Below are 25,652 nucleotides of genomic sequence, written 5' to 3' on the forward strand. Positions count from 1 at the left end.
TCAGGGACCTTCGCTCAGGATGACACGCGCTATTTTACCACTTTCTCCCCGAAGGTATCCGGGTGGTTCGGGTCAAACTGCTCGTTAGCCCACATGACGGTCACCAGATTTTCGGTATCAGACAAATTAATAATATTGTGGGTGTAGCCGGGCAACATGTGCACAGCTTCGATCTTGTCGCCGCTCACTTCGAATTCCATAATTTCATCCGTGCCGATCTTGCGTTCCTGAATCAAGGCGCGACCGCTCACGACAATGAAGAATTCCCACTTGCTGTGGTGCCAATGTTCACCCTTGGTGATTCCCGGCTTGGACACGTTCACGCTGAACTGGCCACAATTCACAGTCTTCAAAAGTTCGGTAAAACTACCGCGAGCATCCACGTTCATCTTGAGCGGGAACGAGACCTTTTCCTTGGGCAAGTAGCTCAAGTAGGTGGAGTAAAGCTTTTTTTCGAAACTGTTGTTCGGGATTTCCGGCATTACAAGCGTATTCGGCTGGTCGTGGAACTTGTTCAGCAAATCCACGATGGCTCCGAGCTTAATCTTGTGAACCGTCGGGACATGGCAATAGATTGCTTCGTCGCTACGCTCCCCGCAATGACGAGAGCAAGGCACTACATTGATTCCGTCAAAGGTACAGTAATGTTCCCCGCCCTTCAAGGCGGCAATCATTTCTTCGACGAGGTCGTCAATGTAGAGGAGTTCCATATCCACGTTCGGGTCGTTCACCTGAATCGGCAAGTCATTTGCGATGTTGTTGCAGAACGTCGCCACGGCGCTGTTGTAGTTCGGGCGGCACCACTTTCCGAATAAGTTCGGGAAACGATACACCAAAACCTTCGCGCCAGTTTCACGGCTGTATTCAAAGAACAGCTCCTCGCCCGCTTTTTTGCTACGGCCATATTCGCTGTTGCCAAAGCGGCCCGCAAGCGTCGCCTGAATGCTACTGCTGAGCATCACCGGACACAAATTCTTGTGGCGCTTGAGCGTTTCCAGAAGGTCGCTTGCAAAGCCGAAGTTGCCCGCCATGAATTCGCTGTTGTCCTTCGGGCGGTTCACGCCAGCAAGGTTGAACACGAAGTCAGCATGCAGGCAGGCATCATCAAGTTCTGCCAAAGTCGAATCGATATCGTATTCGTAGATATCGCCAATGACCAAATCACCACGAGTGCGGTCCTTGCCATCGCGAATGTTCTTGAGCGCCGCAACCAAGTTGCGGCCTACAAACCCCTTTGCGCCAGTCACCAATATATTCATATTCACGAAACCATAGACAAGGCATCCTTCGCAGAAAGCGCCTTGACCCTAGAAAACTTAAAATCCTTTATATTTTCTGTTACTATAAAGTCAACACGTTCCCGTGCGGCGCACTCCATCTGCAAGCCATCTTCAAGGTCCTTGCAATTTGGATCTGCTAATACAGCAGAGAACATATCAGAACTTTCTTCAACAACATTAAAACGCGACAAAATCAGCTGAAGGAACAGCCGACGTTCCTCCACGGAAAAATGCTTGCGCGTGATATAAAACAAATCCGTCAGAGAATGCGAACTGACAAAACCCGCAACATAGCCCATCAGACAACTCTTTATCAGCAGTGAAGATTCGTAGTGGCCGGTATTATCGGCAATAAGCCAGTTGGCAAAAATATTCGTGTCAACAAAAAGCTTAGTCAAGACCATACCTCTCATCAAGGTAATCCAATTTTTCCTTGCGACAATCCATCACCGCGGCAGATTTGATACAGCCAGTGAACCTGCCGTACAGTTCATTCACCCTAGCATCGCTCATTTCGGGCTTGCGGAAACTGCGGATAGAATCAAGAACTGCAGCAAGAACACGGAGCTTTTCATCAAAGGAAAGCTCCCCCACTTCGTCTATGAATGTCTGCAGTTCTGTATTTGACATGACACTATTACTCCGACTATAATCCAATATACATTCATTTTGTTGGTGTAGCACTTGACAAGCCTCCATTTTACACTTCACTACACAAATGTATACCATTTTATTTCGTTTGTCAAGTGGTCGGCGCGTCCCCCGCTTGCAGTCTACTTCCCCGCCTTGGCGAGTTCTTCGCGAATGTACTGGAGCGTCAAAAGTTTCTGCTTCACCTGTTCGATATTCAAGAGCTTGGTATTGCTGGAGTTGAATTCAGTGAGCGTGTTGCGTTCCGTATCGCCCTTGCTAAAATACTTGTCGTAGTTCAGGCCGCGCTTGTCGCAAGGCACACGATAGAAGTTACCCAGGTCGATCGCATGGGCGCATTCTTCGTTTGTCAGGAGCGTTTCGTACATCTTTTCGCCGTGACGGATACCGATGACCTTAATGGCATTCTTGTCGCCACCGAAAAGTTCGCACACGGCTTCAGCCTGAGTCTGGATAGTGCAAGCCGGAGCCTTCTGCACCAGGATATCGCCCGAAACGCCGTTTTCGAACGCAAACAGCACCAAGTCCACAGCTTCGTCAAGGCTCATGATAAAGCGCGTCATGGAACCTTCGGTAATCGTAATCGGCTGGCCATTGCGAATCTGGTCAATCCACAGCGGAATCACCGAACCGCGGCTGCACATCACGTTGCCGTAACGCGTGCAGCAAATCTTCGTCTTTTCCGGGCTCACCGTGCGGGACTTAGCCACGATGACCTTTTCCATCATGGCCTTGCTCGTGCCCATCGCATTCACCGGATAAGCAGCCTTGTCCGTGCTCAAGCAAACCACATTCTTGACACCTTCTTCGATAGCGGCGGTCAACACGTTGTCCGTACCGAACACGTTGGTCTTGACGGCTTCGAGCGGGAAAAATTCGCAGCTCGGCACCTGCTTGAGGGCGGCCGCATGGAAAATGTAGTCCACTCCGTGCATCGCATTCTTGACACTCTGGAGGTCGCGCACATCGCCGATGTAAAACTTGATCTTGTCGGCCGCTTCCGGCATCTTGGCCTGGAATTCGTGGCGCATGTCGTCTTGCTTCTTCTCGTCGCGGCTGAAAATGCGGATTTCACCAATATCGGTCTGGAGGAAGCGGTTGAGCACAGCATTGCCGAAACTACCCGTACCGCCGGTAATCAAGAGAGTCTTGTCACAGAAAATGGAGCTTGACATAAAAAGTCCTTCTTATAATTTTTGCAAGCAAAATGTAGTAAAAATAAGAGGACTTTTGGGATATTCAAGCAACGGATTTAAGGTTGTTGAGCGCTGCGCTTCTGGATTTCTTCCAAAGGAATACCCGAAACAACAGAAATTTCTTCATCGGATAATTGTGTCAGCTTTGTAATAAGACACCTGGTCGTTGATTGTTTCGGTTTCACGGGAGTCTGCATTCCTAGTCGCAAAATACTTCATTATAGCAATGTAGCACTTTATTGTTGTGGATAAGTCGCCCGATAAGGAATGGCGAACTGCTCCCGAAATTGGACTTCGTTTAAAATTTCAAACAAAGGGCGTCCTTTCAACACGAAAGTTCTACATTGCCAACAGACCAGGAAAAAAGAATTTCTGTATTGTTAACGTCTTGTTGACTTGTGTTTTTTTATATATTCTTGATGAAAATCAACATAAAAGGACCTTTCGTAATACTAATATGATTCGAGAAATTACAGTAAAGAATTACAAGTCGATTGTTTCTTTGAATACGCATTTAAGCAGATTTAATGTGTTTATTGGAGCAAATGGTTGCGGAAAATCCAATATCCTTGAGTCGATTGCATTGGCAGCGGCGTCCAGCGCTAACAAACTGGAACAAGAGTATTTTGACAATAGGGGTATTCGTTTTGTCGATCCTCTATTTATGCTACCAGCATTTGAAGATGTCGAAGCAAAAGAAATTGAAATTATTGTGAACGGGGAATCTAATCAAACTATACAATCCAATATCTTTTTCAACCAGTCAGCAAAACCACCTCATTGGGAGGATCGGTCTCTTTCTTATAATCGAATTATGGAACTTTTGCTTCAAAAAGTTGGAGATCATCCCAAAGTTTCAGATTTGCTGAATGTTTTAGAGGATGTTAAAAAAGCATCGGAGCATAACGGCGATGATATTGTGAACATCGATATTCAAGAAAGTAATAGAAATTTTAAAATAACTCCGAGTATTCCTGGTTTCCAAAAATTCATGATTTATTCTCTTGAGGAGAGTCGCCTTCGCTCAATCGATGATAAAAAACAAATTCGACCCTTGGGAAATCGCGGAGAAGGTTTGCTACCATATCTGAAAGAATTATCTCAGAGACCTAATGGAACAGAAATAATCCAGGAAATCAACGAAAATCTCAAGTTGTTGGACTGGTTTGAGGAACTTTCCATTCCATCGGGTCAGTTGTCATCTGAAGTCAATATTCGACTTCACGATAGTTATTTAAGAGAATCTCTTGAATATTTCGACCAGAGGAGTACAAATGAAGGTTTCCTCTATCTACTGTTTTATTTGACTTTGATTATATCTGACGAAACCCCGAGTTTTTTTGCAATTGAAAATATTGACGCATCATTCAATCCAAAGCTATGCAAAGAAGTTACACGAAGACTTATAGAACTAGCCAAGAAACATAACAAACAAATTATAGCAACAACCCATAATCCTGCTATTTTAGATGCTCTTGATTTAGATGATGAAGACGAAAAGCTTCTTGTCGTCCGTCGATCTGTAGATGGGCATACAAAAATTAATCCGATTAAGTATAAACCTGAGGCGAAGATGTCTTTATCTGAAGCTTGGCTTAAAGGTCTAATTGGTGGGCTTCCAAACAATTTTTAATATTGAACTATGATAAACATTGCTCTTTTTTGTGAAGGTGCGTCCGAAGTAAATATCCTTACGCATATTATTGAAAAATATTTAGGCAGTGACAATGTCAATGTAAACGCTTTACAGCCCACACTAAAGGATGGAAAGCAATTGGGATTTGGAGGATGGCACGAAGTTTTATCGCATTGCAACGACACTGATGTGGAAAAGGCTTTTGAACAGAATGATTGCCTGGTAATTCAGATTGATTCCGATGCCAGCCATCAAAAGGGATATGACGCGATCACTGACCAAGAAAAGCGAATGGGCATTGATGATGCAACTCATTATCTCAAAATAGAAGCCCGTCTAAAACAAAATCTTACTTCAAATATTCTTGCCAAATACGGTGAAAAAATTTTCTTTGCAATCTGTTTTAACGAAACAGAATGCTGGTTAATTCCGTTGTTTTACGAGCATGACGAAAAGAAATGTTGCTCAACAACAAACTGCATTTTTGTACTCAATCAGGGAATCCCTGACAAAATCGGGCATATCCCTGATAAAGACAAAAATTCACCCACAGCAATTGCAACTTATAGATCTATTCTTAAAAAACTAAAGGCAAAAAACATCCCTACAGTAGCCAAATACAACTATGGATTTAAAAAATTCATAGAACAACTAGATGTGTTAAAAAAGGCTTTGCAGCCTAACCAAAATGATGATTCCTGATTCCAAGAATAACAATCGCTATGGCAAATGCAGAGAGTGTAAAGTAAAAAAAATCTAAATCGGTTTCGACACCAATACATCGTTGCAAAGCTATTAAGGACCTGTTTTTCAAAAACATGGTCCGTTTTTTGTAATCTAGCCCCCCCCCCCTACCGCAACTTCACCGAGGTTGCGGTAATCCATGACGCGTTTCGAGAAGAAGGTCTGGCTCTCTAGCCCAACGATGCACGGCGACGAAATCAGGTATGTCACCGAGGCTTACGAGACCAACTGGATGAGCACCGTCGGCGCGAACATCAACGAGGTCGAACGGATTGCCGCCGAGAAGGTCGGTTGCAAGTACGCCGTCGCACTCTCTGCCGGCACCGCAGCCCTCCATCTCTGCACAAAACTTGCTGGCGAAGCTCTCTACGGCATGCCCAAGGCGGGCGAAGGTTCGCTCCGCGGACACAAAGTGTTCTGCAGCGACATGACGTTCGACGCTACCGTGAACCCCATCGCTTACGAAAACGGCGAGGCCGTGTTCATCGACACCGAATACAAGACATGGAACATGGACCCGGTCGCCCTCGAAAAGGCTTTTGAAATTTACCCGGACGTGCGCCTGGTGGTACTCGTACACCTCTACGGAACCCCGGCCCGCGTTGACGAAATCCGCACCATCTGCCAAAAACGGGGCGCCCTCCTCATCGAAGACGCCGCCGAAAGCTTCGGAGCAAGCTACAAGGGCAAGCAGACCGGCAACTTCGGTGACTACAGTGCCATCAGCTTCAACGGAAACAAGATTATCACCGGCTCTAGCGGCGGCATGTTCCTTACCGACAGCAAGGAAGACGCCGAAAAGGTGCGCAAGTGGAGCACCCAGAGTCGCGAGGCCGCCCCGTGGTACCAGCACGAGGAAATCGGCTACAACTACCGCATGAGCAACGTCATCGCTGGTGTGGTACGCGGCCAGATGCCCTACCTCGAAGAGCACATTGCCCAGAAAAAGGTGATCTACATGCGCTACAAGGAAGGCCTGAAGGGACTCCCGGTGCAGATGAACCCCTACGATGCTGAAAACAGCGAACCGAACTTTTGGCTCAGCTGCCTGATCATCGACAAGTGCGCCATGTGCAAGCAGGTGCGCGGCGAAACCGATGCCCTCTACATCCACGAAAAAGGCAAGAGCTGCCCGACGGAAATCCTCGAGCGCATCGCCGCCATGAACGCCGAGGGTCGCCCTATATGGAAACCCATGCACATGCAGCCCATGTACATGAGCCACGCATTCATCACCGCGAATGGCAACGGACGTGCCCGCACGAACGCCTACATCGCAGGCGAAACACGTGACGTGGGCGCCGACATCTTTGCTCGCGGACTCTGCCTCCCGAGCGACAACAAGATGACCCCCGAACAGCAAGACGCCATCATCCAGACCATCAAGGAATGCTTCGAGTAATATGGATGCCGGCTGCTTGAACACAATACGTCATTGCGAGCGATGCGAAGCAATCCATGCATCACTCCGTCATCCTGAGCGAAGCGAAGGATCCAGTCTCATTTAGAACATGTACGCCCGCTTCTTTAAACGCCCCCTCGACTTCTTCTGCGCTTTGGCAGCCATCGTCTGCCTGAGCCCGCTCCTCGCGGCACTCACCGTCCTCGGCGCCGTCAAGATGAAGGGCAACCCTTTCTTCACGCAACTTCGGCCTGGAAAAAATGAAAAAATCTTCAAACTCATAAAATTCCGCTCAATGACTTGCGAGAAAGATGCTGAAGGAAACCTCCTTCCTGATGAAAAACGCCTGACAAAGTATGGGAAATTGCTCCGTAGCACCAGTCTCGACGAGCTGCCGGAACTTTTCAATATTTTGAAGGGCGATATGTCTGTTATTGGCCCTCGTCCGCTCGTTCCGCAGTATTTACCATATTATACGGAAGAAGAAAAGCATCGTCACGATGTTCGCCCGGGTTTGAGTGGACTTGCGCAAATAAACGGTCGAAATTCCTTGAATTGGGAAGACCGCTTTGCGTATGACTTAAAATACGTGAAAAATATTAGTTTTATGTTGGATGTTTCGATTGTCCTTAAAACGCTACTGAAAGTTGTAAAACGCAGCGATATCCAGGTTCGCGGAACAACCAAAATGATGGATTTTGACAAGTACCGCATTAGTCAGGGAATGAAAAAATGTTAGAAGGTCAAAACGTTTATTTGCGTCCCATGGAGCGCGAAGACATGAAGGTTTATCAGCAAATGATAAACTCAGCCTACATTTCTGACAGGGTTGTCGGTTGGAGTTTTCCTGTTTCTGAGGCAGAACAGAACAAGTGGTTCGATGCAGTCGCTGGTGATCAAAGAAATCGACGGTTTTCGATTTGTAAAAAGGGAAGCCAAGAAGCGATCGGAATGATCTCGCTTTCGGCGATTGATTTGCATAACCGCAAAGCTACAGTTGGTCTTAAACTTTCAGATAATTGCAAAAAGGGCATAGGGATAGGAACGGATGCTTTGCGCATAATGATGAAATACGCTATTGATGTGGTTAATTTGCATCGTCTTGAAGCTAGTTGGCTTGAAGACAACAAGGCATCTGAAAAGTTGTATTTGAAATGCGGATGGAAAATTGAAGGAACGCGTGAAGCGGCTATATTCCGTAATGGAACGTATGTCAATCTTGTAGAAGCTGGTTTTGTCCCGTAATTTTATGGTTTGCTGGGAAATTGGAAGCGAATTTGAATATGATTTCAGCGCAGTCATTGATTGTGCTTCGTTTCCATCATGGCTTTGTTTTGGTGAAGACCAGCTTTTGACATTCTCTGGCCGCACATCCATTGACTTTGTTTTGGATGATATAAAAATTCCTATAAAAGCGTGTGTTCCATCTTATTGTTGTGAATCGATGCTTGCTCCATTTAGAATGCGCGGCATTCCATTATCTTTTTATGCTGTTGATTTTTATGATGTTATATCGTTAGACTTTTCTGACGCAATCGAAGCCTGCAATGTGTTACTTATAGCGAACTATTTTGGCTACAAATCTTCGCCATTTCCGGCTGAAGTTATCCAAAAGTTCCGTGCCAACGGTGGCATCGTAATATATGATGCTACACATTCGTTGTTTATAGATGATTTGCCACTGAATGATTGCGATTACGTTGTCGCCTCTCTTCGGAAATGGGGGCCTCTGTTAAGTGGAGGACTGTGCTGCAAGATGAAGGGTGTTTTTGTCAATCATAGTCTTCTGCCTGTTGATGATGTTTTTTTGACAAAGAAAAGAAAGGCTATGCAAGAAAAATTCAATTACTTGCAAGGTGATTTTTCTATTCAGAAAAAGAGCTTTTTGAATTTTTTTGCAGAAACGAACCATCAATTTGAAATGAATTATCAACATGTGGGTTTGGATTCTACTTCATTGAGCATCCTAAATTCTTGGAATCGCAAGGCAATACAGCAGAAACGTTGTGAAAATGCTTCGCTATTGAATGCAGAAATATCTCAAATCTCGAAAGTCCGTCCTTTGCAATGTCTTTCATCGGGTGATTGTCCGTTGTTTTTTCCAATTATAATTGAAAATGGAAAACGAGATAAAGTCCGAAAATATCTTGTACAAAACAACATTTATTGTACTGTTCATTGGCCTCACAACAATGAAGACTTTTCTTCGAATATTTTTGCTCAAGAATTATCACTAACATGTGATCAACGATATGACGCAGATGATATGAACAAAGTTATCCTCTTTTTGAAAAAATCCCTTATGGAGACTTAATTTTGAAAACGATTCTTGTTACCGGTATTGGTGGACTTACACCGCGCTCTATTGCGAAAAATATTCGTAAAAAACACCCTGATTACAAAATTATCGGTATTGATGTAAATAAAAAAGCCTTAGGCTTCTTTATCAAGGGTATGGTAGACAAACATTATGTTTGCCCTCGCTGCAAAGATCCTGCATATTTCCCATTTTTGGAAGAACTTGTAAAAAAAGAAAACATTGATTATGCTTTTGTTCAGCCTGAAGCTGAAATCGTGGAATGGGGCGATTATTTTGAAAAAAATGGCCGATACCCGTGTCCTGTATTTATGGGCTGCAAGAAACTCTCAGTCTCATTGAAAGATAAGTCTATCATGGCTGAACTTCTTGAAGGCACTGATTTTATTCCGAAGACTATCAAGGTAACGCAGTTTAATCCTCGTTTTGATGATGTAGAAAAACTGATTGGGTTCCCTTGCTGGATTCGCGCCACTGAAGGAACTGGCGGATTGGGCTCCTTGAAATTAGAGGACATTTCTAGCTACAAGTCTTGGTTATTCATTAACAGTCAAATCCCTGAATTTACGGTCAGTGAGTTCCTTACGGGGCGTCATTTGGCAAATCAGATGCTGTATTTTGATGATGAATATGTGAAGGGTGCTGCACTTGAATGTGCTGAATACGTTATGGCAAACACAGCACCTTCGCATGTGACGGGTAATACTGCTTTTGGGCGTTTTTTGAACGAAGATCGGATTAACAAGTTCTGTGACGATTGTATTAAGTACCTCTGTAAAAAGTTGAATGTGAAGGCTCATGGGATACTTTCGTTTGATTTAAAAGAAGACAAAAATGGGAATCTTAAAGTGACTGAGGTTAACATTCGCCACATGGCATATACGGGCGTGATGGCTGATGTTGGCTGCGACCTGATTGAAGATTCGATGATTATAACGGAGAATGGAAATGCCAATGCAATCGAAAGGGCTCAGTATTTTCACTACAAAAAGCCTTACATATTCTTAAGAGATGTTGATGTTGAACCAGTCATTCTTGATAGTGAAGAATATTTTGTAGGGTAGTTGAATATGAAAGACATTGTTATCGTTGCTAATTTTGTGGGTGGGTTGCATGGAACGGACAATAATCGGTTTCCGTATTTGGCAAATATGTTATGCAAGGATAACGATGTGGAATTGATTGCGTCTACATTCTGCCATGGTGAAAAGGCGCGCAGAACCAATATTCTTGATTATCCTTTTAAAGTCACTTTATTGGAAGAACCTGGTTACAAGAAAAATATTTGCCTAAAGCGGTTCTGGAGCCATTATGTTTGGGGTAGAAATGTCATTAAATATTTAGATTCGCGCAAGAAGCCTGATGTCGTTTATTGTGCCGTTCCTTCATTAACAGCGCCTGCAAAGGTTTCAGAATATTGTAAAAAAAATGGTATCCGATTTATCGTGGATATTCAGGATTTGTGGCCAGAAGCATTTCAAATGGTTTTCAGTGTTCCTGGGCTTAACAAACTTGTTTTTGCGCCGTTTAAACACCTTGCTAATAAAGTGTATGGCTATGCTGATGAAATTGTTGCCGTATCACAAACCTATGTAGACCTAGCTCTATCGGTGAATAAAAAAGGTGCTAAAGGTCTTTCAGCTTTTATAGGGACGAATCTTAAAACATTCGATGAAAATGTTAGGAATAATATTGAGCACATCAAACAAAAAATTCACAAAAATGATGAAATATGGCTTGGATATTGTGGTACATTAGGTAAAAGTTATGATTTACCAACTGTATTTAATGCATTATCTGTTCTTCGTTCTCAGGGGAAAAATGTTCCAAAGTTTATTGTAATGGGTGATGGTCCCAAGAGAAATGAATTTGAAACAATTGCATCATCAAAAGAATTAGACGTGCTATTTACAGGCCGAATTCCCTATGAAGAAATGTGTGCATTGCTGTTCTTGTGCGATATTGTAGTTAATCCTATTGTTGGAACGTCTGTTGCGAGCATCATAAATAAACATGCTGATTATGCTGCTGTCGGTAGGCCTGTTATTAACACTCAAAATAGTGATGAATATCGGAATTTAATTGAATCCTACAATATGGGGTATAATTGCAAGAATGGAGACTTTAATGCTATGGCAACCTACATAGAACAATTAGAAAATGATTCTTTGTTAAGATTTTCTATGGGAAAAAATGCTCGTAAGTGCGCTGAAGAAAAATTCGATCGTAATAATACGTATTGTCAAATAATGGACTTGCTGTGAAAATATTGATTATTTCTCATAATTCTTTCTCAACTTTTCAAAGTATGGGCAAAACATTTTGCTCGTTATTTTCAGCATTTCAAAGAAGAGAATTATGTCAATTTTACATTTATCCTACAATACCAGATGTTAATGCTTGTAACTCTTATTATAGGATAACAGATAGAGATGTCCTTCATTTTTTTAAGAAGTTTAAAGTTTATGGGAAGGAAATAAAAATAAATCCTGCAAGTAATCTAAATCATAAACTTTTTGAAAATAGGAATGATGAATCGTTTTACAGAAATAAAAAAAATCGTTCAGCATTTAGAAGTCTTGCTCGAGATTTCTTGTGGACGATAACACCTTGGTTTAACGGATCTTTAAGGGAATGGTTGCGAAAAGAACAAATAACGCACATTTTTATTGCTCCAGGTGGTTATAAATTTATTTATAATATTGCTTTAAAATGTAGCCGTTTCCTTAATGTTCCTATTGTCACTTATGTTTGTGATGAGTATTTTTTTACGTCGCCTCAAAAAGGAATTGTTGATAAAATCAAGGATATTTTGCTAAAACGAAAAATGAAGCAATTAATGAGTAAAACATCGCTAATTGTAACGATTTCCGAAGAACTTAAAAATATATACGAGCCATATTTTAAGAAACCTACAAAAGTCATCATGACGGGGACATCATTTCCAATAGCTTCGGTTCCTTTACAAAGGGGAACTATTAAAGAATTGACTTATATGGGAAATATTAGATGTAATCGCTATATATCCTTGTGCGATATTGGAGATGCCCTTGATGAAATAAATAAAGAATATAATAAAAATTATTCATTGAATATATATAGTGGTGAGAACGATGAAGGTATACTAAATGAATTGAGAAAACGTAAATCAATTAAATTGAATGGATTTATTTCTGGAGATAAATTTAGACAGGTTTTTTATTCGGCTCAATGTTTGTTGCATGTGGAAGCGTTTGACAAAAAATCAATTGATCTTGTAAAAAACTCAATTTCTACAAAAATTGCCGATTCTCTAGGTTCCGGAATTTTACTACTTGCATATGGGCCTTCTCAAATTGCATCTATGGAGCATTTGAGAAGAAATAATTGTGCAGTGCTTGTAGACAATAAGGATAAGTTAAAGAATACTCTGTTCAAAATAGTTTCTATGTCAGAAAGCGATCGTTCTGTTATTATAAGTAATGCTCTTGCAACAGCGAATATATACCACGATGCAAACACTAATGGAACTGAATTGTTAAACGCAATTGCAGAAATATAAGGCGATTATGGCTATTTACTATCTATTATTTTTAAGTTTTGCTTACTTTTATATCCTTTTTTCTAAAGTTACAATTTGTGGGAATGATAGGATTATTCGATCTTGTATTTATGGTGGTGCAATCCTTTGTCTTTTAGCATTCCGACACCCATCGATGGGTATTGATTTAGGATATGGAGGATTTGGAGGATACCTAGGATCCTTTCAGTATATTTCTTCCCTTTCCTTTTCACAAGTTATAGCTTTACCAAGCTTTTTAAACTACGAAAAAGGGTATGTATTTTTTAATTGGTTTTTGGGCTTCTTTGGTAATAATTATCAGATTTTATTAATTGCTTGTGCGATTGTATCTATTGTGCCTATAATCATTCTTTTCTATAAAGAAAGTGAGTCAATCGAATTATCATACATTATTTACTTGTCTCTACAATCTTTTTTAATATGCTTCTCTGGATTAAGACAAGGAATTTCAGTTGGCATTTGTATGATAGCTTTTTTATTTATACAAGAACACCGTTATAAAATTTTTGTTATTCTTGTTTTTTTAGCAATGTCATTTCATTCATCTGCAGTTTTGTTTTTTTTGGCTTATCCATTGTATTACATAAAAATATCAAAAAAAGGTCGCTGGATTTCTGTAGTTGCCATTATTCTAACATTTGCATTAAAGATTCCTTTGTTTAATGTTCTAAGTAAAGTATTTAAATCCAATGTTCAAATTCAAGAAACGGGTGCATTTACTTTTTTTTGTATTTTTAGTTTAATATATGTTTTTTGTTTTTTATTTGCAGAAGAAAATGAAAAAAATAATGGAATGCTAAACCTTGTGCTTATAGCATGTTTTCTTACTTCTTTTTCAGGAGTTTATTCCATAGCTATGAGAACCAGCTATTATTTTATGAATATGATGCCTTTAATATTACCAGCAACATTGAAAAATATTAATAACAAATATTTTTCATTATCCACCAAACTTGTTGTTGTTCTTGCTTTTGGCTTATTTGCTTTAAATAGCTATTACTCATCGTCATGGGCAAAATCTTATCCTTATATTTTTTTTTGGAATTAGGACATTCTAATGCTCATATCCATGATTAATACTGTAGATTACGGTAGCACCGGCAAAATCATGCTACAGCTAAAAAAAGTGGCTGAAAAACACGGATTCACTGTTGATACCTATTCTCGAAAATGGTTTAATTCAAAAAAGAAAACATCTCACAATTATTTTGGTTTTCTAATCGAAAATGTATTGCACCGTATTTTTTCGCCATTGTTAGGGTGTGAATCATTGATGTCATTTTTCGGAACAATATTTTTGTGCAGAAAGCTGAAAAAAAATAAGACAGAACTGATTCATTTACATAATTTACATGGTCATTTCATTTGTTTACCAATCCTTTTTAGATTTATAAAAAAAAATAGTATTCCTGTAATATGGACTCTGCATGATTGTTGGAGTCTTACAGGACGATGCCCACATTTTGTCTTAGCAAAATGCGATAGATGGAAAAAAGGCTGTCACGATTGTCCATACCCCAAGAGAGATTATCCTCAGTCATATATCGACACGTCTCGCATGATGTGGAATCTGAAAAAGAAATATTTTACTGGAATAAAGCAATGTGTTTTAGTAACACCTTCACAATGGCTTGGTTATTTGACGAAGCAATCGTATCTCAAAGATTATCCTGTTAAAGTAATAATTAGTGGCATAGATCTTTCCATATTTAAACCCACGGAAAGCGATTTTTGCAAAAAATATGGACTGGCGGACAAGAAAATTGTTCTTGGGGTTGCTTTTGGTTGGGGCATCCGCAAAGGTCTTGATGTTTTCATTGAACTTGCAAAACGTTTGCCTGATGATTACCGAATCGTATTGGTTGGCACCGATGATAACGTGGATAAAAAGTTACCGTTAAACATTATTTCAATCCATCGTACTCAAAATCAGAAGGAACTTGCTGAAATTTATACTGCTGCAGATGTTTTTGCAAACCCTACAAGGGAAGAAGTTCTTGGTATGGTGAATGTGGAATCTCTGGCCTGCGGAACACCTGTGGTAACATTTAGAACAGGCGGAAGTCCCGAATGCATTGATGAAACCTGTGGTTCTGTTGTTGATTGCGATGATGTAGATACTATGGAATCTGAAATTTGCAGAATATGTGACGAAAAACCATATTCCATGGAAGCATGCATTGCTAGATCAAAAAAGTTTGATATGAACGATCGTTTTGAAGAATATGTGAAATTATATAAAATTAGTGGAGGTTTCCTATGAAATTTGCCTTTGTCATTCTTCATTATAATGTTGTTGCTGAAACCGAGCGCTGTATTAACTCAATTCTAGAAAAATGTGATCAAAGGAATTTTATTGTTATTGTTGTTGACAATAACAGTCCTAATGGTAGTGGCGTGTTTCTGAAAAGGGAATATGAGAATTTTTCCAATATAGAAGTTCTTTTAAATGAAAAAAATCTTGGCTTTGCAAGAGGAAACAATGTTGGCATATATTGTGCTCGTGAAAAATACAACGCCGATTTCGTCATTGTTCTAAATAATGACACTTATCTCATTCAAGAAAATTTTTGCTCAGTTATCCTAGAAGAGTGGGGAAAAAGTAAGTTCGCCGTAATGGGACCGTACGTTGCAACATATGGTGGTAAAAATCAGAACCCGATGCATACGGAATTAAACACTATAAAAAAGGTAAATACAACGTTGCGGCGTACGTTTTTCGCCCTTATTCGAGCTTATTGTGGCGTTGATATTTTATGGAATACAATTAAATCATTTGTAAAAACAATAATAAGGGGTCCCCAGAATGTAACGGTTGACGAAATTAGACAAGAAAATGTAAAACTACACGGCTGCTGTTATGTTTTTTCTCCAAAATTCTTTGAGCATTTTAAAGGCTTTGATCCACGAACATTTATGTATGCGGAAGAAGACATTTTATTAGCTCAAATTAGAAGTAAGCACCTCCTTACAGTCTATAATCCTAATCTAAAAATTTTTCATGCAGAAAAAGCGGCAACCAAGTCAACATTGAAAACAAATCGAAAAAAGAAAATTTTTGAATGTAAAGAAAGTATTAAATCACTTAAAATATTGCGAATTGTATTGAATGAATGTATAAAAGAACCTGTTAAGGTAAACCAATAGGATTAATGATGAAAATTCAAAGTTGCATTGACGCCATAGAAAAGCAAAATGAAGAAATCGTTCGTTTACAAAATCCATGTAATCGTAAAATTGCATTAAACTTTTTATTTTCGTTGTTCAGTTTTAAAAGAATACTTTCTTTTATCCAAAGTCGCAGTCTCTTAAAAAAATTAGCAAAAGGAAAAAAAGAAGATTTAACGCCCGTTTTTTACGCCAAAGGTTCATTTCTAGATGTATCAAAAAAAGTCGCTGTTTATACGTGCATTACCAATGGCTACGACAATGTAAACAACCCAATTTTGATTGACGACGATATGGATTATTTTTGCATTTCCGATTCGTCTAAAAAAACAAAATCCATATGGCAACATTTAGAAATTCCAGCCACAGCATCAAAATATGATTATGCAATGATAAATCGATTTTGCAAATTGAATCCATGGAATATCTTCAATGCATACGATTACGCAATTTATATAGACGGAAATATTGACATTTGTTCTGACATTCGTTGTCTATGCCCTATTGCTCATAATTCTAAAATAGGCATAGCCATGCATACTCATGATTATCGTGATTGCGTCTACAAAGAAGCAGAAGCTTGTGAGGTTTTAAAACGAGGGAATTTGGGCGCGATAAAAACTCAAATGACCAAATACCGTCAAGAGGGTTTTCCAGAACATTTTGGAATGATTGAAGCTACTATTATTGTTGTTGATCTAAAAAACGATATTGCAAAGAAAATCATGACAGCATGGTGGAATGAATTATTGCAGTCTGGTAGCGGACGGGATCAATTATCATTCCCATATGTTTTATGGAAAAACGGTTTCAAAATTTCAGATGTCGGATACCTAGGTAATAATAGAAGAAAAAATCCTAAATTTAGAACAAGAAAACATTTTAATGAATAGAGCAGGAGCAAAGTTTAATATATGATTGATGTTTCCATTGTTGTTCCAGTTTACAATGCGGAAAAATATCTTGACAATTGTATTCAAAGTTTAGTCAATCAATCTGTGATTAACATTGAAATCATTCTCGTTAATGACGGCTCAAAAGATAGAAGCTTAGAAATCATGGAGTCGTGGAAGAAAACAGATTCACGAATAATTTGTATTGACCAGGAAAATCAAGGCGTCACGCAGGCTAGAAAAAAAGGTGTTGACATCGCAAATGGCGAATGGATAACATTTGTTGATGCTGATGATGAACTTCCCCCTCAGGCAATTGAGATTTTGTTAAATGCAAGCTATGGTTTTGATCTCGTTATTGGACATATGCAGACTAATCTTAACTGGACTTTTCCAAAAATTAATACAGAATGGACTCAGAAAGAATACATACATCGCCTTCTAGCAAAGCGTTCCGTTCATTGGGGGCCTGTGGCAAAACTTTTTCTAAAAAAATTAATGGACGACACGATGTTTGACATTCCGCGGGGTATAACAAATGGAGAAGATTTCATATTTAATTTAAGATATGCAAAAAAAGCAAGGTCAATAAAAATCATAGATAATGATGTTTATCAATATACTTGGAGAGAGGGGTCGGCAACCTCTAACAATCCGTATAAATCAGTACGATATTGCCTGTTGTATGAGAAAGAAGTGTGGAAGTCTTTTAAAGGAGTTCGAATAAGATACCTATACGACTATTGTTGTCGAACTTTAAAAACAATTTACCGTTACTTTAGATTGATTACGAAAGGTAAAGCATGAACTATTTTACAATTACATTCTTCAATGCTTTAAATTATGGGGCTTTTTTGCAGTGCTTCGCTTTGCAAAGACAAATTGTGCACTCTAGAGTTCTTGCAATCAAACAAAATAATTTATTATGTGTTCAAAAACAAACCAAAGAACGCCATCCTGTTCTTTGGCCTTTTATTTTATTTTACCATTATACAAAAAAACATTTGCATAGGATAATCAATCCTCTTTTTAAAGACTGGCGAAATATACAATCACTTGAATGTTTGAATATTTCAGAATGTGAATCGGTTCTAAAAGCTGGATCAATCATTGTTGTTGGAAGTGACCAGGTGTGGAATCCCGATTTTACGCCTAATTTGGAAGATTTTTATTTCGCTAATTTTTCAGGAAATCATATTCATAGAATTTCATATGCGGCTTCTTTAGGGAAAAATCGTTGGCCGGAAGAATTTGAAAAAAAGGTAACGCCATTGCTTCAAAAGTTTGATGCTATAAGTGTTCGAGAAGAATCCTCCGTTTCCTATTTAAACGAATTAGGCGTAAAAGATGTTACTTGTGTTTGTGATCCGACGATTTTGCATAAAGCAGACTTCTATCGGGAAAATTTCCGTTATAAACGGATTCATGGTAAATACACTTTCGTCTACCGTATACGGGAAAATGTGCCAGATTCAATAAGGTCTATTCTTTGTAATCATATAAAAGAGGTGTACCTTAAAGATGAAAAAACAATTGTTTCTGTATCAAAATGGTTGCAGTACATTGATTGTTCAAAGTTTGTTGTTACAGATTCTTTTCATTGCGTTGTTTTTTGTCTTTTATTCCATAAACCTTTTTTGGTAATTCTTAACCGTGCAAAACAAGTTGGGATGAATGAGCGGTTTTCAACTTTGTTAGGCAAAGTGGGTCTAGATTATCGATGCTTGTCCGGTAAAGAAAATCCTTCAACCTTGAACAAACTTCTTAATGCTGAAATTGATTGGAATAAAGTTGACTTAATTATTGATGCATGGAGGCAATCCTCATTGAATTGGTTAAAAAAGCACTTGATAAACAGTTGTAATTTTTTAAGGAACGTATAATGCTGCATTTGATCCATAAAATATTTCGGAAAGTATTTCCCTTAAAAAATAATGTCTATTACTTTAAGTCGGGGGGGGGGCGCCTTGGGAAAAATTGTGAAATTTTTCCAGATGTGTTTTTTGGATCAGAACCCTATCTTATTGAAATAGGAGATAACGTAAGAATTTCTTACGGCGTAAAATTTGCTACACACGATGGAGGCGTGTGGACCTTAAGAAAGAATGGTATACTTGTGGATGCCGACGTCTTTGGAATGATAAAGATTGGGGATAATTGTAATATCGGATGGAACGCCATCATTTTACCGGGTGTTACAATTGGTAAGAACTGTGTTGTCGGAGCAGGAGCTATTGTAACGAAAGATGTTCCTGATAATTCTGTAGTTGCAGGATGCCCAGCAAGAGTTATTGAGTCTCTTAATGAATATCGTAAAAAAGTTGAGAAAAAATGTGTAATGACAAAACATATGAATTGGATTGAAAAGAAAGCTTTTCTAATGGATTATTTTCATATAAATAACTGAATTTTTGTAAATTTATTGAATTGAGTTGTTTTTTACAATTTGGAATCATATATATGCCAATTTCTCAACTTAAAACAGGAGCCTTACTTTCTTATGTAGTCCTGGTTCTTCATAACCTTGTCGGACTACTATATACGCCCTTTATGCTCCGCATGATGGGCAAGTCGGAATATGGCCTTTATTCTATAGCCGCATCTATTGTCGCGTATTTGACGATTCTTGACTTGGGCTTTGGTAACGCAATTGTTCGTTACACTGCAAAATTCAGAGCTGAAAACAAACGAGAAGAACAATATGAAATGTTTGGTATGTTCTTCTTGTTGTATTGCGGACTTGGGCTAATTGCCTTAATGGCTGGTGGCGTTTTGTATTGGAACGCTGAGAATATTTTTGAAGCCTCTATGACGACTAATGAGCTATCACGAACGAAAATTATTCTAGCTCTGATGATTTTTAATTTGGTTATTACATTCCCATTTAGCTTGTTTGGCTCGATTATTACTGCGTATGAACAGTTTGTTTTCCAGAAGGTGATTGCTATTGTGCGTATCATCCTGAATACGGCGACGATGATTGTTCTTTTAAACTTGGGCTACAAGGCTATCGCTATGGTGGTCGTTACTACCTTTTTCAACATTTTAACGCTTGGTCTTAATTTTGGGTATTGTAAGCATTACCTGAATATTAAAATGAAATTCGTCAAATTCAAGTGGAGTTTTCTCAAAGAGGTTTCTATTTACTCATTTTGGATTTTTTTGAATGTCATCATGGATCGCATATATTGGAGTACTGGGCAATTCATATTGGGTGCGTATGCAGGAACTGCTGTTGTTGCCGTATTTGCCGTTGCTATTTCTTTAGAACACATGTATATGAGCTTTTCGACTGCAATTAGTGGGGTGTTTTTGCCCAAAGTAACTGCGATGGCTGTTCGAGAATCAGATGGCCGAGCAATATCTGATTTGTTCATCAAAACTGGACGAATTCAGTATTGCGTGATGATCTTGGTCCTTTCAGGATTTTTCCTTTTTGGTCGCCAATTTATTCACTTATGGGCTGGGGACGGCTATGATGAAGCGTACATTATCGCAATGCTTTTTTTTGTACCACTGACAGTTCCTCTGATTCAGAACTTGGGAATAACGATTTTGCAGGCTCGTAACCAGATGAGGTTCAGATCTCTTCTATATTTGGTTATTTCTCTTGTGAGTCTTGGAGCGCAAATTCCGCTGTCTAAACTATATGGGGGTATAGGCTGTGCCTGTGCAATTGCGGGAGCTCTCACATTAGGACAAATATTGGTGATGAATGTATATTATCAGGTTAAGCAAAAAATAGATATAGTCAGCTTTTGGATTGAAATAGTAAAGATGTCCGTTGTTCCTGCGGTAATGACTGTGCTGACCTATTATGTTTTGCAACAATATGCTCTTGATTCTGTTGTAAAACTCATTGCAGGTATAGTTGTTTATCTGGTGATTTATTTGCCTCTGTTCTTTAAGATTTCGATGAACGACTACGAACGCGATTTGATTCTAAAACCGATAAAGAAATTTTTGAAAAAGGGCATAGCATGAATATTCCCGTCCAAAACTGTTCATCCTGTGCCGCTTGCGTCAATGCGTGCGCCCGCAACGCGATAACTATGCAGCTAGATGCCGAAGGGTTTTATCGTCCCGTCATTGATGCAGAAAAATGTGTTAAATGCGGAATGTGCGAACGAGTGTGCCCATGGAACAAGCCTGTTGAAAACCCGAATGCCGCAGATGTTTCGCCGAAAACGGTGGCAGCCTATGCGAAGAATGAGTCTGTCCGTTTGCAGTCTTCTAGCGGTGGTATTTTTACCGTTTTGGCGGAGCGCATTTTAGATGATGGCGGCGTAGTTGTTGGTGTCGCTCAGTTGGGTAAAGCTCACTTCGGTCATATTGTTGTTGTCAACAAGGCTGAATTGTCTCGATTGCGTGGATCTAAGTATGTGCAGGCCGATGTCGGGCTTGTGTATCAAAAAATCCGTAGCCTGCTCAAGGCGGGACGCAAGGTGTTGTTTTCGGGAACCCCTTGCCAAGTTGCTGGCCTTTATGCGGTTCTCGGCAATGCGGCGACCTCTGCCGACTTGTTCACGGTTGATGTTGTGTGTCATGGTTCGCCTAGTGTGAAGGTCTTTGAAAAGTATGTTGCAGAAATTGAGAAAGACAAGTCGGCTCTTGTGAATTCCACCCGTTTTCGCGATAAGCGGAACGGGTGGAGATTGTTTTCAATGACTTCGTCATTGAATACAATCTCTGGAGACTGTTTTCAATTTTCCAAAACGCTTCGCGAAGATAAGTTTATGCGCGTATTTTTGCAAAACATTTGCTTAAATACAAGCTGCGCCGATTGCCATTATGGGAAATTACCCCGCATCGCAGATATTACGCTTGGTGACTATTGGAATATTGCACAAGTTCATCCCGAGATGGATGACAATAAGGGGACATCCGTTGTTTTGTTGAACACAGCCCACAGCAGAGGGCTTTTCGACTCCATAACTGATAAAGTTGTCCAATGTGAATCGTCTGTCGATGCCGCTATTGCTGGCAATCCCTGCATTGTCCGCTCTAGTAAACAGCATCCCAAGCGTGTCGAGTTTTTTTCAAATTTAGATAAGTACGCGCTTGATTTACTTGTAAAAATGTATTGTCCTTATCCTACTATAGTAAAAAAGCTATATTATCGCTTGAGGGAAGTGCTTGGGAAAATAAAAAGAATGGGGAAAATGTACATATCGAATCTTACGATAAAATAATCATCGGAGTCGGCCTGTATGGTCTGTACTCTGCTCTTTTCTGTGCAAAACGGGGAAATCGGGTATTGGTTCTCGAAAAAGATCCGGCTCCGTTTATGCGGGCGACCTACATCAACCAGGCGAGAGTGCACCAAGGATACCATTATCCGCGCTGCCTTTCTACGGCTATTAAGTCGGCTTATTATTTTGAGCGTTTCAACAAAGACCTTGATTTCTGCATTCATCGCGAATTTGAGAAGGTCTACGCTACGTCTGCGAAATATTCTTGGTCAGACCACAAACAGATTATGGACTTTTGCAAGGCTGCAAAAATTCCGTGCCAGGAAATACATCCTGGTCAGTTCTTTAAAGACGACATGTGTGATGGCGTTTTTTTGACACGTGAATACACGTACGATGCGATGATTCTTCGCGACTATTTTGTGCAGAAACTTTTTAAATACACAAACGTCACGAAGTTGCCATCAACGCAGATGTGGTAATTGAACTGGACCGTGAAACTGCGCCAAAAAGCGTTTTCGTAGCGCGTCCGGGGCAGCGGCAAGAGGAACGTTCTCTCTTTCAGGTCGAACAGTCCTTTTCTGCGGCCCTCCTTCTTTTGGAAGGGCTTTTCGTTGTATTCGACAAGCAAGTCTTTTTCTGTTCTCCTGTTTCGGAATCGATGATGTATGCGGGATCACCAGCCCAGTCAACTTCAATCTGTTCGCCGGGCTTGCGGTTGATATGCATGGTCGCTCTGCGGACTCGTTCATCCTGCAGGATGTAGTGGCAGAACTGTGAATACATGAGCGGCTTGGCCCCTTGAAGCCTGCATTCCTCAAGATATTCTGCCCAGAGGAGCTTCTTGTTCACGCAGTTTCTAAGCAGTTCGTTTTTGACATGCTCAAAATCAGACATTTTCCTGTCTGTGGTTTTCTTGGCCGTATTTCCATCGGGATGAATAATTTTGTCAATTTCCCTATCGGTTAGGCTTTCTTCCAGCGGCCAGCGGAGATTGTGTTCTTGAGCAAGTTTCAAGACCCTGTTGACGGTCTTCTTCGATACATGGCAACTTGATGCGATGTCGTTTTGGCTTAATCCCAGGCTTCGTAGCCTGAGGATTTCGCGGTATTTGGTCATTTGACCTCCTGTCTATTTTATCTGCACGGAATTGTGCTGAATAAAATTAGACAGGTTTCCTTGATGCCGGAATTGAGGTTCCCATCAAAACGGTACGCCGGTTTCCATTACTCCGGTTTCATGGTGTATTTTGCTCCGGTATATTCACAATTATAGCTGCACAATGTTATATTATAAATGCAGATCATCAATTTGATAAAGGACGACTAATTCGGGAACAGCCCCATAAAGTAGCAGATATTTCAATAGGCTCTGATGTATGGATTGGTAACGTCTCCATTGTAAGCTTCCCCATAATTACCAACTACCTGTCAACTACCCATTGAAAAATTTATATTTCTTCGCAAGAAAATTCGGTATTTGTTGGACTTTTAGTAATTTGAATAAAGCATATCTAATCGTATCTATACACAAACAGACAACAAATATCATTAATGAATACACAATGACTCCTACAAATAGTCTAAATGGGTTCGTTGAGACAATTGAAATAAATGAATCTTTTATAACATGACCATAAATGAAATGATTCGTATGGATTAGATAAACGCTAAATGATAGCACACTCGAGAATGTTAACATTTTTTTACATAACATATTTTTTATGTTTAGCTTTCCAAAAAAAGATACTAAAGCTATTGCAGATACAATCACTAATATAGAAGTGTAATCAATAAATATATTTACATCTTTTTCCTTTTTTAATAAATGGAATATAATGAAATGCGAAAAGTATTTTATAAGCCAAATGGAAAATATTGAAGCAAAATAAATTATTAGACTTTTTGTGGGCGATATATTTAAAGGATACTTTTTTAGGTATGCACCGATTATATAACAACAGGAAAGCCATATCGCTGAATATCCATGTAAAAGCCCAAAAGATTTTATATCTCCGAGATTCATTATTGGAAGTAATGAAAAAACAATTATTATTGTAATGCAAAGATTTCGGTGAGTTCTTTTTTCTATAGAATTAATAAACATATTAATAAATGGAATGAAAAAGTACATTCCAAAATATGCCGTAAAATACCAGTATTGTCCACTTACAACCGGAAAAAATGATTTGATTATTGATATTTTTGAAGGTACATATATTGACGACAGAAAAGGAATAAAATAAAAAGAAAGGGATATCAATGTAGAATAGAAAAACACAGTAAGCCATAATGGTATTATTTTAAAACCGTTGATTTTTTTCTCAACCATTAAATAGCCCGTTATCATAGCAAATACATCAACAGCACAATAAGCCGATATTTCAAGAAACCAAGCGACATAATAATTAAAAGAAAAATTTTCGCAATTTCCTAAGATTCCTCCACATCCAAGGACATGAAGTTGTACGACCATATACATGGAGATAATTTTTAATAAATCTATGCCGTAATTTCTTTCTTGTTTTTCATTCATCGTTCTAATGATAGTTGATGTTTATTAATGATTAGTTTTCCAGAGCATTTTTCAACCAGTTCAGTGAAAAGCCTCTCATTTCTTCAATTTTATTTGAATTATATAATTTCAAAAGAGAATCAAATCGTGCAGAACCTCTTTTTTTGTTATACAAGCACTTGAACTCTTTACCAAAAATTATTGAAAAAACCGTTCCATGGAATGAATCCGTCACCACGTAAGAGGCGTCACGGAACATGGCAAGCCATTCAGGAATAGATAACGAGGCTTTTGAACCAGCTTCAAAGAATTTAAGCGTAAGTCCTTGTTTGGTCGCAATAGACTCGCACTGAGCAAGAACTGCATCATTTTTGTCTAAGACATATGCAGCAAGAAATCGTTCCCGAACAACAGGAACATCTTTGCAAACTTCACAATAATCTTCTTTATCAAGCAACAATGTCGGATCAAGAACCCAGGTTGCATCTACGCCAAGATGTTCTTTACACAGTTTCATCCCAGATTCTTCTCGTACGCTTATCGCATCAAATTTTTTTGCCAACATCGAGCATTTTTCTGTTTGCTCAGGACTGAATTCCCATTGATCGGAACCAAAAGAAACAGCATACGCCACACGCCTTAATTTCTTATCATATTTACAAAAATCAAGAAAGACATCCTTTTCGACATAGGGAATAAATTTTGGGCGCCAAATTTGATCGCTTCCGACAATGAACATGTCAAAATTGTCTAATTTTTTTGTATTTCTATAATTGAAAACCGACTTTGTTTTTGAAATATATTTGTGAACAAAAATTGAAAAGATTTTTTTTCGATCTCCCCTAAATTTCCGATTTAAAGAAAAAGAAACCTTTTTTCCCACAATACTTAAAACTAATTCCTTTATAAGATTTTTCAAAAAAAGGACATATGGGGTTTTGGGTATATAATCTATTGTGATTGGATTGTGGCCTATTTTCTTCAAAATAACTTGTAATGCAAAATTTTGTAAAATTCCGCCATAATTGTTTAACAATGGTTGTGTGATAATACCAATTTGCATTCTTTCTCAATCCTTTTTATATGTTTAATAGTAG

General features: G+C 39.2%; 24 protein-coding genes and 2 pseudogenes. 19 read left to right on the forward strand and 7 right to left on the reverse strand.

Annotated elements, in window-relative coordinates:
• Nucleotides 1–29: 29 nt before the first annotated feature.
• The 4 genes from B3A20_RS06540 to B3A20_RS06555 form a co-directional block, all read right to left on the reverse strand.
• Complete coding sequence (locus B3A20_RS06540; protein WP_290762953.1) at nt 30–1,259, reverse strand: capsular polysaccharide biosynthesis protein CapF; 1,230 nt, start codon at nt 1,257–1,259, stop codon at nt 30–32.
• Nucleotides 1,260–1,261: 2 nt separating this feature from the next.
• Nucleotides 1,262–1,684, reverse strand: coding sequence for a type II toxin-antitoxin system VapC family toxin (locus B3A20_RS06545; protein WP_290762954.1), 423 nt, complete (start codon nt 1,682–1,684; stop codon nt 1,262–1,264).
• Nucleotides 1,671–1,910, reverse strand: coding sequence for a hypothetical protein (locus B3A20_RS06550; protein WP_290762956.1), 240 nt, complete (start codon nt 1,908–1,910; stop codon nt 1,671–1,673). Before B3A20_RS06550 ends, B3A20_RS06545 begins: the two co-directional genes overlap by 14 nt.
• A gap of 143 nt (nt 1,911–2,053) precedes the next feature.
• Nucleotides 2,054–3,106, reverse strand: coding sequence for a polysaccharide biosynthesis protein (locus B3A20_RS06555; protein ID WP_290762958.1), 1,053 nt, complete (start codon nt 3,104–3,106; stop codon nt 2,054–2,056).
• 478 nt (nt 3,107–3,584) lie between these two features.
• Between B3A20_RS06555 and B3A20_RS06560 the strand changes: the two genes are divergently transcribed.
• The 19 genes and pseudogenes from B3A20_RS06560 to B3A20_RS06650 form a co-directional block, all read left to right on the forward strand.
• Nucleotides 3,585–4,760, forward strand: a complete 1,176-nt coding sequence (locus tag B3A20_RS06560) for an AAA family ATPase (protein ID WP_290762959.1) — start codon at nt 3,585–3,587, stop codon at nt 4,758–4,760.
• Between the two features lie 9 nt (nt 4,761–4,769).
• Complete coding sequence (locus tag B3A20_RS06565; protein WP_290762960.1) at nt 4,770–5,465, forward strand: hypothetical protein; 696 nt, start codon at nt 4,770–4,772, stop codon at nt 5,463–5,465.
• A gap of 181 nt (nt 5,466–5,646) precedes the next feature.
• Nucleotides 5,647–6,909 carry a DegT/DnrJ/EryC1/StrS family aminotransferase gene (locus B3A20_RS06570; RefSeq protein WP_290762961.1) on the forward strand — a complete coding sequence of 421 codons (1,263 nt, stop codon included), beginning with the start codon at nt 5,647–5,649 and terminating at the stop codon, nt 6,907–6,909.
• Between the two features lie 109 nt (nt 6,910–7,018).
• Entirely contained in the window at nt 7,019–7,648 is a 630-nt protein-coding gene (locus tag B3A20_RS06575; protein ID WP_290762962.1) for a sugar transferase, read from the forward strand.
• A complete protein-coding gene (locus tag B3A20_RS06580; protein ID WP_290762963.1) occupies nt 7,642–8,154 on the forward strand; it encodes a GNAT family N-acetyltransferase in 513 nt (170 codons plus the stop codon). Before B3A20_RS06575 ends, B3A20_RS06580 begins: the two co-directional genes overlap by 7 nt.
• Nucleotides 8,144–9,223: a hypothetical protein gene (locus tag B3A20_RS06585; RefSeq protein ID WP_290762965.1), complete on the forward strand. Its 1,080-nt coding sequence runs from the start codon at nt 8,144–8,146 to the stop codon at nt 9,221–9,223. Before B3A20_RS06580 ends, B3A20_RS06585 begins: the two co-directional genes overlap by 11 nt.
• A gap of 2 nt (nt 9,224–9,225) precedes the next feature.
• Nucleotides 9,226–10,290: a hypothetical protein gene (locus B3A20_RS06590; protein ID WP_290762967.1), complete on the forward strand. Its 1,065-nt coding sequence runs from the start codon at nt 9,226–9,228 to the stop codon at nt 10,288–10,290.
• A gap of 6 nt (nt 10,291–10,296) precedes the next feature.
• Nucleotides 10,297–11,490 carry a glycosyltransferase family 4 protein gene (locus tag B3A20_RS06595; RefSeq protein ID WP_290762969.1) on the forward strand — a complete coding sequence of 398 codons (1,194 nt, stop codon included), beginning with the start codon at nt 10,297–10,299 and terminating at the stop codon, nt 11,488–11,490.
• Nucleotides 11,487–12,767 carry a hypothetical protein gene (locus B3A20_RS06600; RefSeq protein WP_290762971.1) on the forward strand — a complete coding sequence of 427 codons (1,281 nt, stop codon included), beginning with the start codon at nt 11,487–11,489 and terminating at the stop codon, nt 12,765–12,767. The genes B3A20_RS06595 and B3A20_RS06600 overlap by 4 nt, the downstream gene beginning before the upstream one ends.
• Before the next feature lie 7 nt (nt 12,768–12,774).
• Entirely contained in the window at nt 12,775–13,836 is a 1,062-nt protein-coding gene (locus tag B3A20_RS06605) for an EpsG family protein (RefSeq protein ID WP_290762973.1), read from the forward strand.
• Nucleotides 13,837–13,857: 21 nt separating this feature from the next.
• On the forward strand, nt 13,858–15,051 hold the full coding sequence (locus B3A20_RS06610; protein ID WP_290762975.1) for a glycosyltransferase: 1,194 nt from the start codon (nt 13,858–13,860) through the stop codon (nt 15,049–15,051).
• Nucleotides 15,048–15,935 carry a glycosyltransferase family 2 protein gene (locus tag B3A20_RS06615; protein WP_290762977.1) on the forward strand — a complete coding sequence of 296 codons (888 nt, stop codon included), beginning with the start codon at nt 15,048–15,050 and terminating at the stop codon, nt 15,933–15,935. The genes B3A20_RS06610 and B3A20_RS06615 overlap by 4 nt, the downstream gene beginning before the upstream one ends.
• A 5-nt stretch (nt 15,936–15,940) precedes the next feature.
• The gene (locus tag B3A20_RS06620; RefSeq protein WP_290762979.1) at nt 15,941–16,849 is read left to right on the forward strand and encodes a glycosyltransferase domain-containing protein; all 909 of its coding nucleotides are present in this window, start codon (nt 15,941–15,943) and stop codon (nt 16,847–16,849) included.
• Between the two features lie 21 nt (nt 16,850–16,870).
• Nucleotides 16,871–17,656: a glycosyltransferase family 2 protein gene (locus tag B3A20_RS06625; RefSeq protein ID WP_290762981.1), complete on the forward strand. Its 786-nt coding sequence runs from the start codon at nt 16,871–16,873 to the stop codon at nt 17,654–17,656.
• Nucleotides 17,653–18,732 carry a polysaccharide pyruvyl transferase family protein gene (locus B3A20_RS06630; RefSeq protein WP_290762982.1) on the forward strand — a complete coding sequence of 360 codons (1,080 nt, stop codon included), beginning with the start codon at nt 17,653–17,655 and terminating at the stop codon, nt 18,730–18,732. The genes B3A20_RS06625 and B3A20_RS06630 overlap by 4 nt, the downstream gene beginning before the upstream one ends.
• Nucleotides 18,732–19,256, forward strand: a complete 525-nt coding sequence (locus B3A20_RS06635) for an acyltransferase (protein WP_290762984.1) — start codon at nt 18,732–18,734, stop codon at nt 19,254–19,256. Before B3A20_RS06630 ends, B3A20_RS06635 begins: the two co-directional genes overlap by 1 nt.
• A gap of 53 nt (nt 19,257–19,309) precedes the next feature.
• Nucleotides 19,310–20,833 (forward strand): oligosaccharide flippase family protein, encoded by a 1,524-nt coding sequence (locus B3A20_RS06640; protein WP_290762986.1) that lies wholly within the window; start codon nt 19,310–19,312, stop codon nt 20,831–20,833.
• A complete protein-coding gene (locus B3A20_RS06645) occupies nt 20,830–22,041 on the forward strand; it encodes a Coenzyme F420 hydrogenase/dehydrogenase, beta subunit C-terminal domain (RefSeq protein ID WP_290762987.1) in 1,212 nt (403 codons plus the stop codon). Before B3A20_RS06640 ends, B3A20_RS06645 begins: the two co-directional genes overlap by 4 nt.
• Nucleotides 22,020–22,490 (forward strand): annotated as a pseudogene (locus tag B3A20_RS06650) (FAD-dependent oxidoreductase); the annotation flags it as partial. The gene B3A20_RS06645 and the pseudogene B3A20_RS06650, both read left to right, overlap by 22 nt.
• A gap of 193 nt (nt 22,491–22,683) precedes the next feature.
• On the opposite strand, the pseudogene B3A20_RS15605 reads toward B3A20_RS06650, so the two are convergent.
• From B3A20_RS15605 to B3A20_RS06665, 3 genes and pseudogenes are all read right to left on the reverse strand, one after another.
• Nucleotides 22,684–22,914: pseudogene (locus tag B3A20_RS15605) on the reverse strand (IS21 family transposase); the annotation flags it as partial.
• Between the two features lie 561 nt (nt 22,915–23,475).
• Nucleotides 23,476–24,576, reverse strand: coding sequence for an acyltransferase (locus tag B3A20_RS06660; RefSeq protein ID WP_290762993.1), 1,101 nt, complete (start codon nt 24,574–24,576; stop codon nt 23,476–23,478).
• Nucleotides 24,577–24,607: 31 nt separating this feature from the next.
• Entirely contained in the window at nt 24,608–25,618 is a 1,011-nt protein-coding gene (locus B3A20_RS06665; RefSeq protein WP_290762994.1) for a polysaccharide pyruvyl transferase family protein, read from the reverse strand.
• Nucleotides 25,619–25,652: the final 34 nt, after the last annotated feature.

The sequence above is a fragment of the Fibrobacter sp. UBA4297 genome (genome assembly GCF_002394865.1).
Lineage (GTDB): Bacteria > Fibrobacterota > Fibrobacteria > Fibrobacterales > Fibrobacteraceae > Fibrobacter.

What these genes read in the sequence shown, in the direction of transcription:
- B3A20_RS06615 (WP_290762977.1), top strand. Translation starts at nt 15,048, where the DNA reads ATGAAATTTGCCTTTGTCATTCTTCATTATAATGTTGTTGCTGAAACC.
- B3A20_RS06620 (WP_290762979.1), top strand. Translation starts at nt 15,941, where the DNA reads ATGATGAAAATTCAAAGTTGCATTGACGCCATAGAAAAGCAAAATGAA.
- B3A20_RS06640 (WP_290762986.1), top strand. Translation starts at nt 19,310, where the DNA reads ATGCCAATTTCTCAACTTAAAACAGGAGCCTTACTTTCTTATGTAGTC.
- B3A20_RS06605 (WP_290762973.1), top strand. Translation starts at nt 12,775, where the DNA reads ATGGCTATTTACTATCTATTATTTTTAAGTTTTGCTTACTTTTATATC.
- B3A20_RS06575 (WP_290762962.1), top strand. Translation starts at nt 7,019, where the DNA reads ATGTACGCCCGCTTCTTTAAACGCCCCCTCGACTTCTTCTGCGCTTTG.
- B3A20_RS06665 (WP_290762994.1), bottom strand. Translation starts at nt 25,618, where the DNA reads ATGCAAATTGGTATTATCACACAACCATTGTTAAACAATTATGGCGGA.
- B3A20_RS06645 (WP_290762987.1), top strand. Translation starts at nt 20,830, where the DNA reads ATGAATATTCCCGTCCAAAACTGTTCATCCTGTGCCGCTTGCGTCAAT.
- B3A20_RS06545 (WP_290762954.1), bottom strand. Translation starts at nt 1,684, where the DNA reads ATGGTCTTGACTAAGCTTTTTGTTGACACGAATATTTTTGCCAACTGG.
- B3A20_RS06550 (WP_290762956.1), bottom strand. Translation starts at nt 1,910, where the DNA reads ATGTCAAATACAGAACTGCAGACATTCATAGACGAAGTGGGGGAGCTT.
- B3A20_RS06625 (WP_290762981.1), top strand. Translation starts at nt 16,871, where the DNA reads ATGATTGATGTTTCCATTGTTGTTCCAGTTTACAATGCGGAAAAATAT.
- B3A20_RS06595 (WP_290762969.1), top strand. Translation starts at nt 10,297, where the DNA reads ATGAAAGACATTGTTATCGTTGCTAATTTTGTGGGTGGGTTGCATGGA.
- B3A20_RS06570 (WP_290762961.1), top strand. Translation starts at nt 5,647, where the DNA reads ATGACGCGTTTCGAGAAGAAGGTCTGGCTCTCTAGCCCAACGATGCAC.
- B3A20_RS06630 (WP_290762982.1), top strand. Translation starts at nt 17,653, where the DNA reads ATGAACTATTTTACAATTACATTCTTCAATGCTTTAAATTATGGGGCT.
- B3A20_RS06610 (WP_290762975.1), top strand. Translation starts at nt 13,858, where the DNA reads ATGATTAATACTGTAGATTACGGTAGCACCGGCAAAATCATGCTACAG.
- B3A20_RS06580 (WP_290762963.1), top strand. Translation starts at nt 7,642, where the DNA reads ATGTTAGAAGGTCAAAACGTTTATTTGCGTCCCATGGAGCGCGAAGAC.
- B3A20_RS06565 (WP_290762960.1), top strand. Translation starts at nt 4,770, where the DNA reads ATGATAAACATTGCTCTTTTTTGTGAAGGTGCGTCCGAAGTAAATATC.
- B3A20_RS06540 (WP_290762953.1), bottom strand. Translation starts at nt 1,259, where the DNA reads ATGAATATATTGGTGACTGGCGCAAAGGGGTTTGTAGGCCGCAACTTG.
- B3A20_RS06660 (WP_290762993.1), bottom strand. Translation starts at nt 24,576, where the DNA reads ATGAATGAAAAACAAGAAAGAAATTACGGCATAGATTTATTAAAAATT.
- B3A20_RS06560 (WP_290762959.1), top strand. Translation starts at nt 3,585, where the DNA reads ATGATTCGAGAAATTACAGTAAAGAATTACAAGTCGATTGTTTCTTTG.
- B3A20_RS06635 (WP_290762984.1), top strand. Translation starts at nt 18,732, where the DNA reads ATGCTGCATTTGATCCATAAAATATTTCGGAAAGTATTTCCCTTAAAA.
- B3A20_RS06555 (WP_290762958.1), bottom strand. Translation starts at nt 3,106, where the DNA reads ATGTCAAGCTCCATTTTCTGTGACAAGACTCTCTTGATTACCGGCGGT.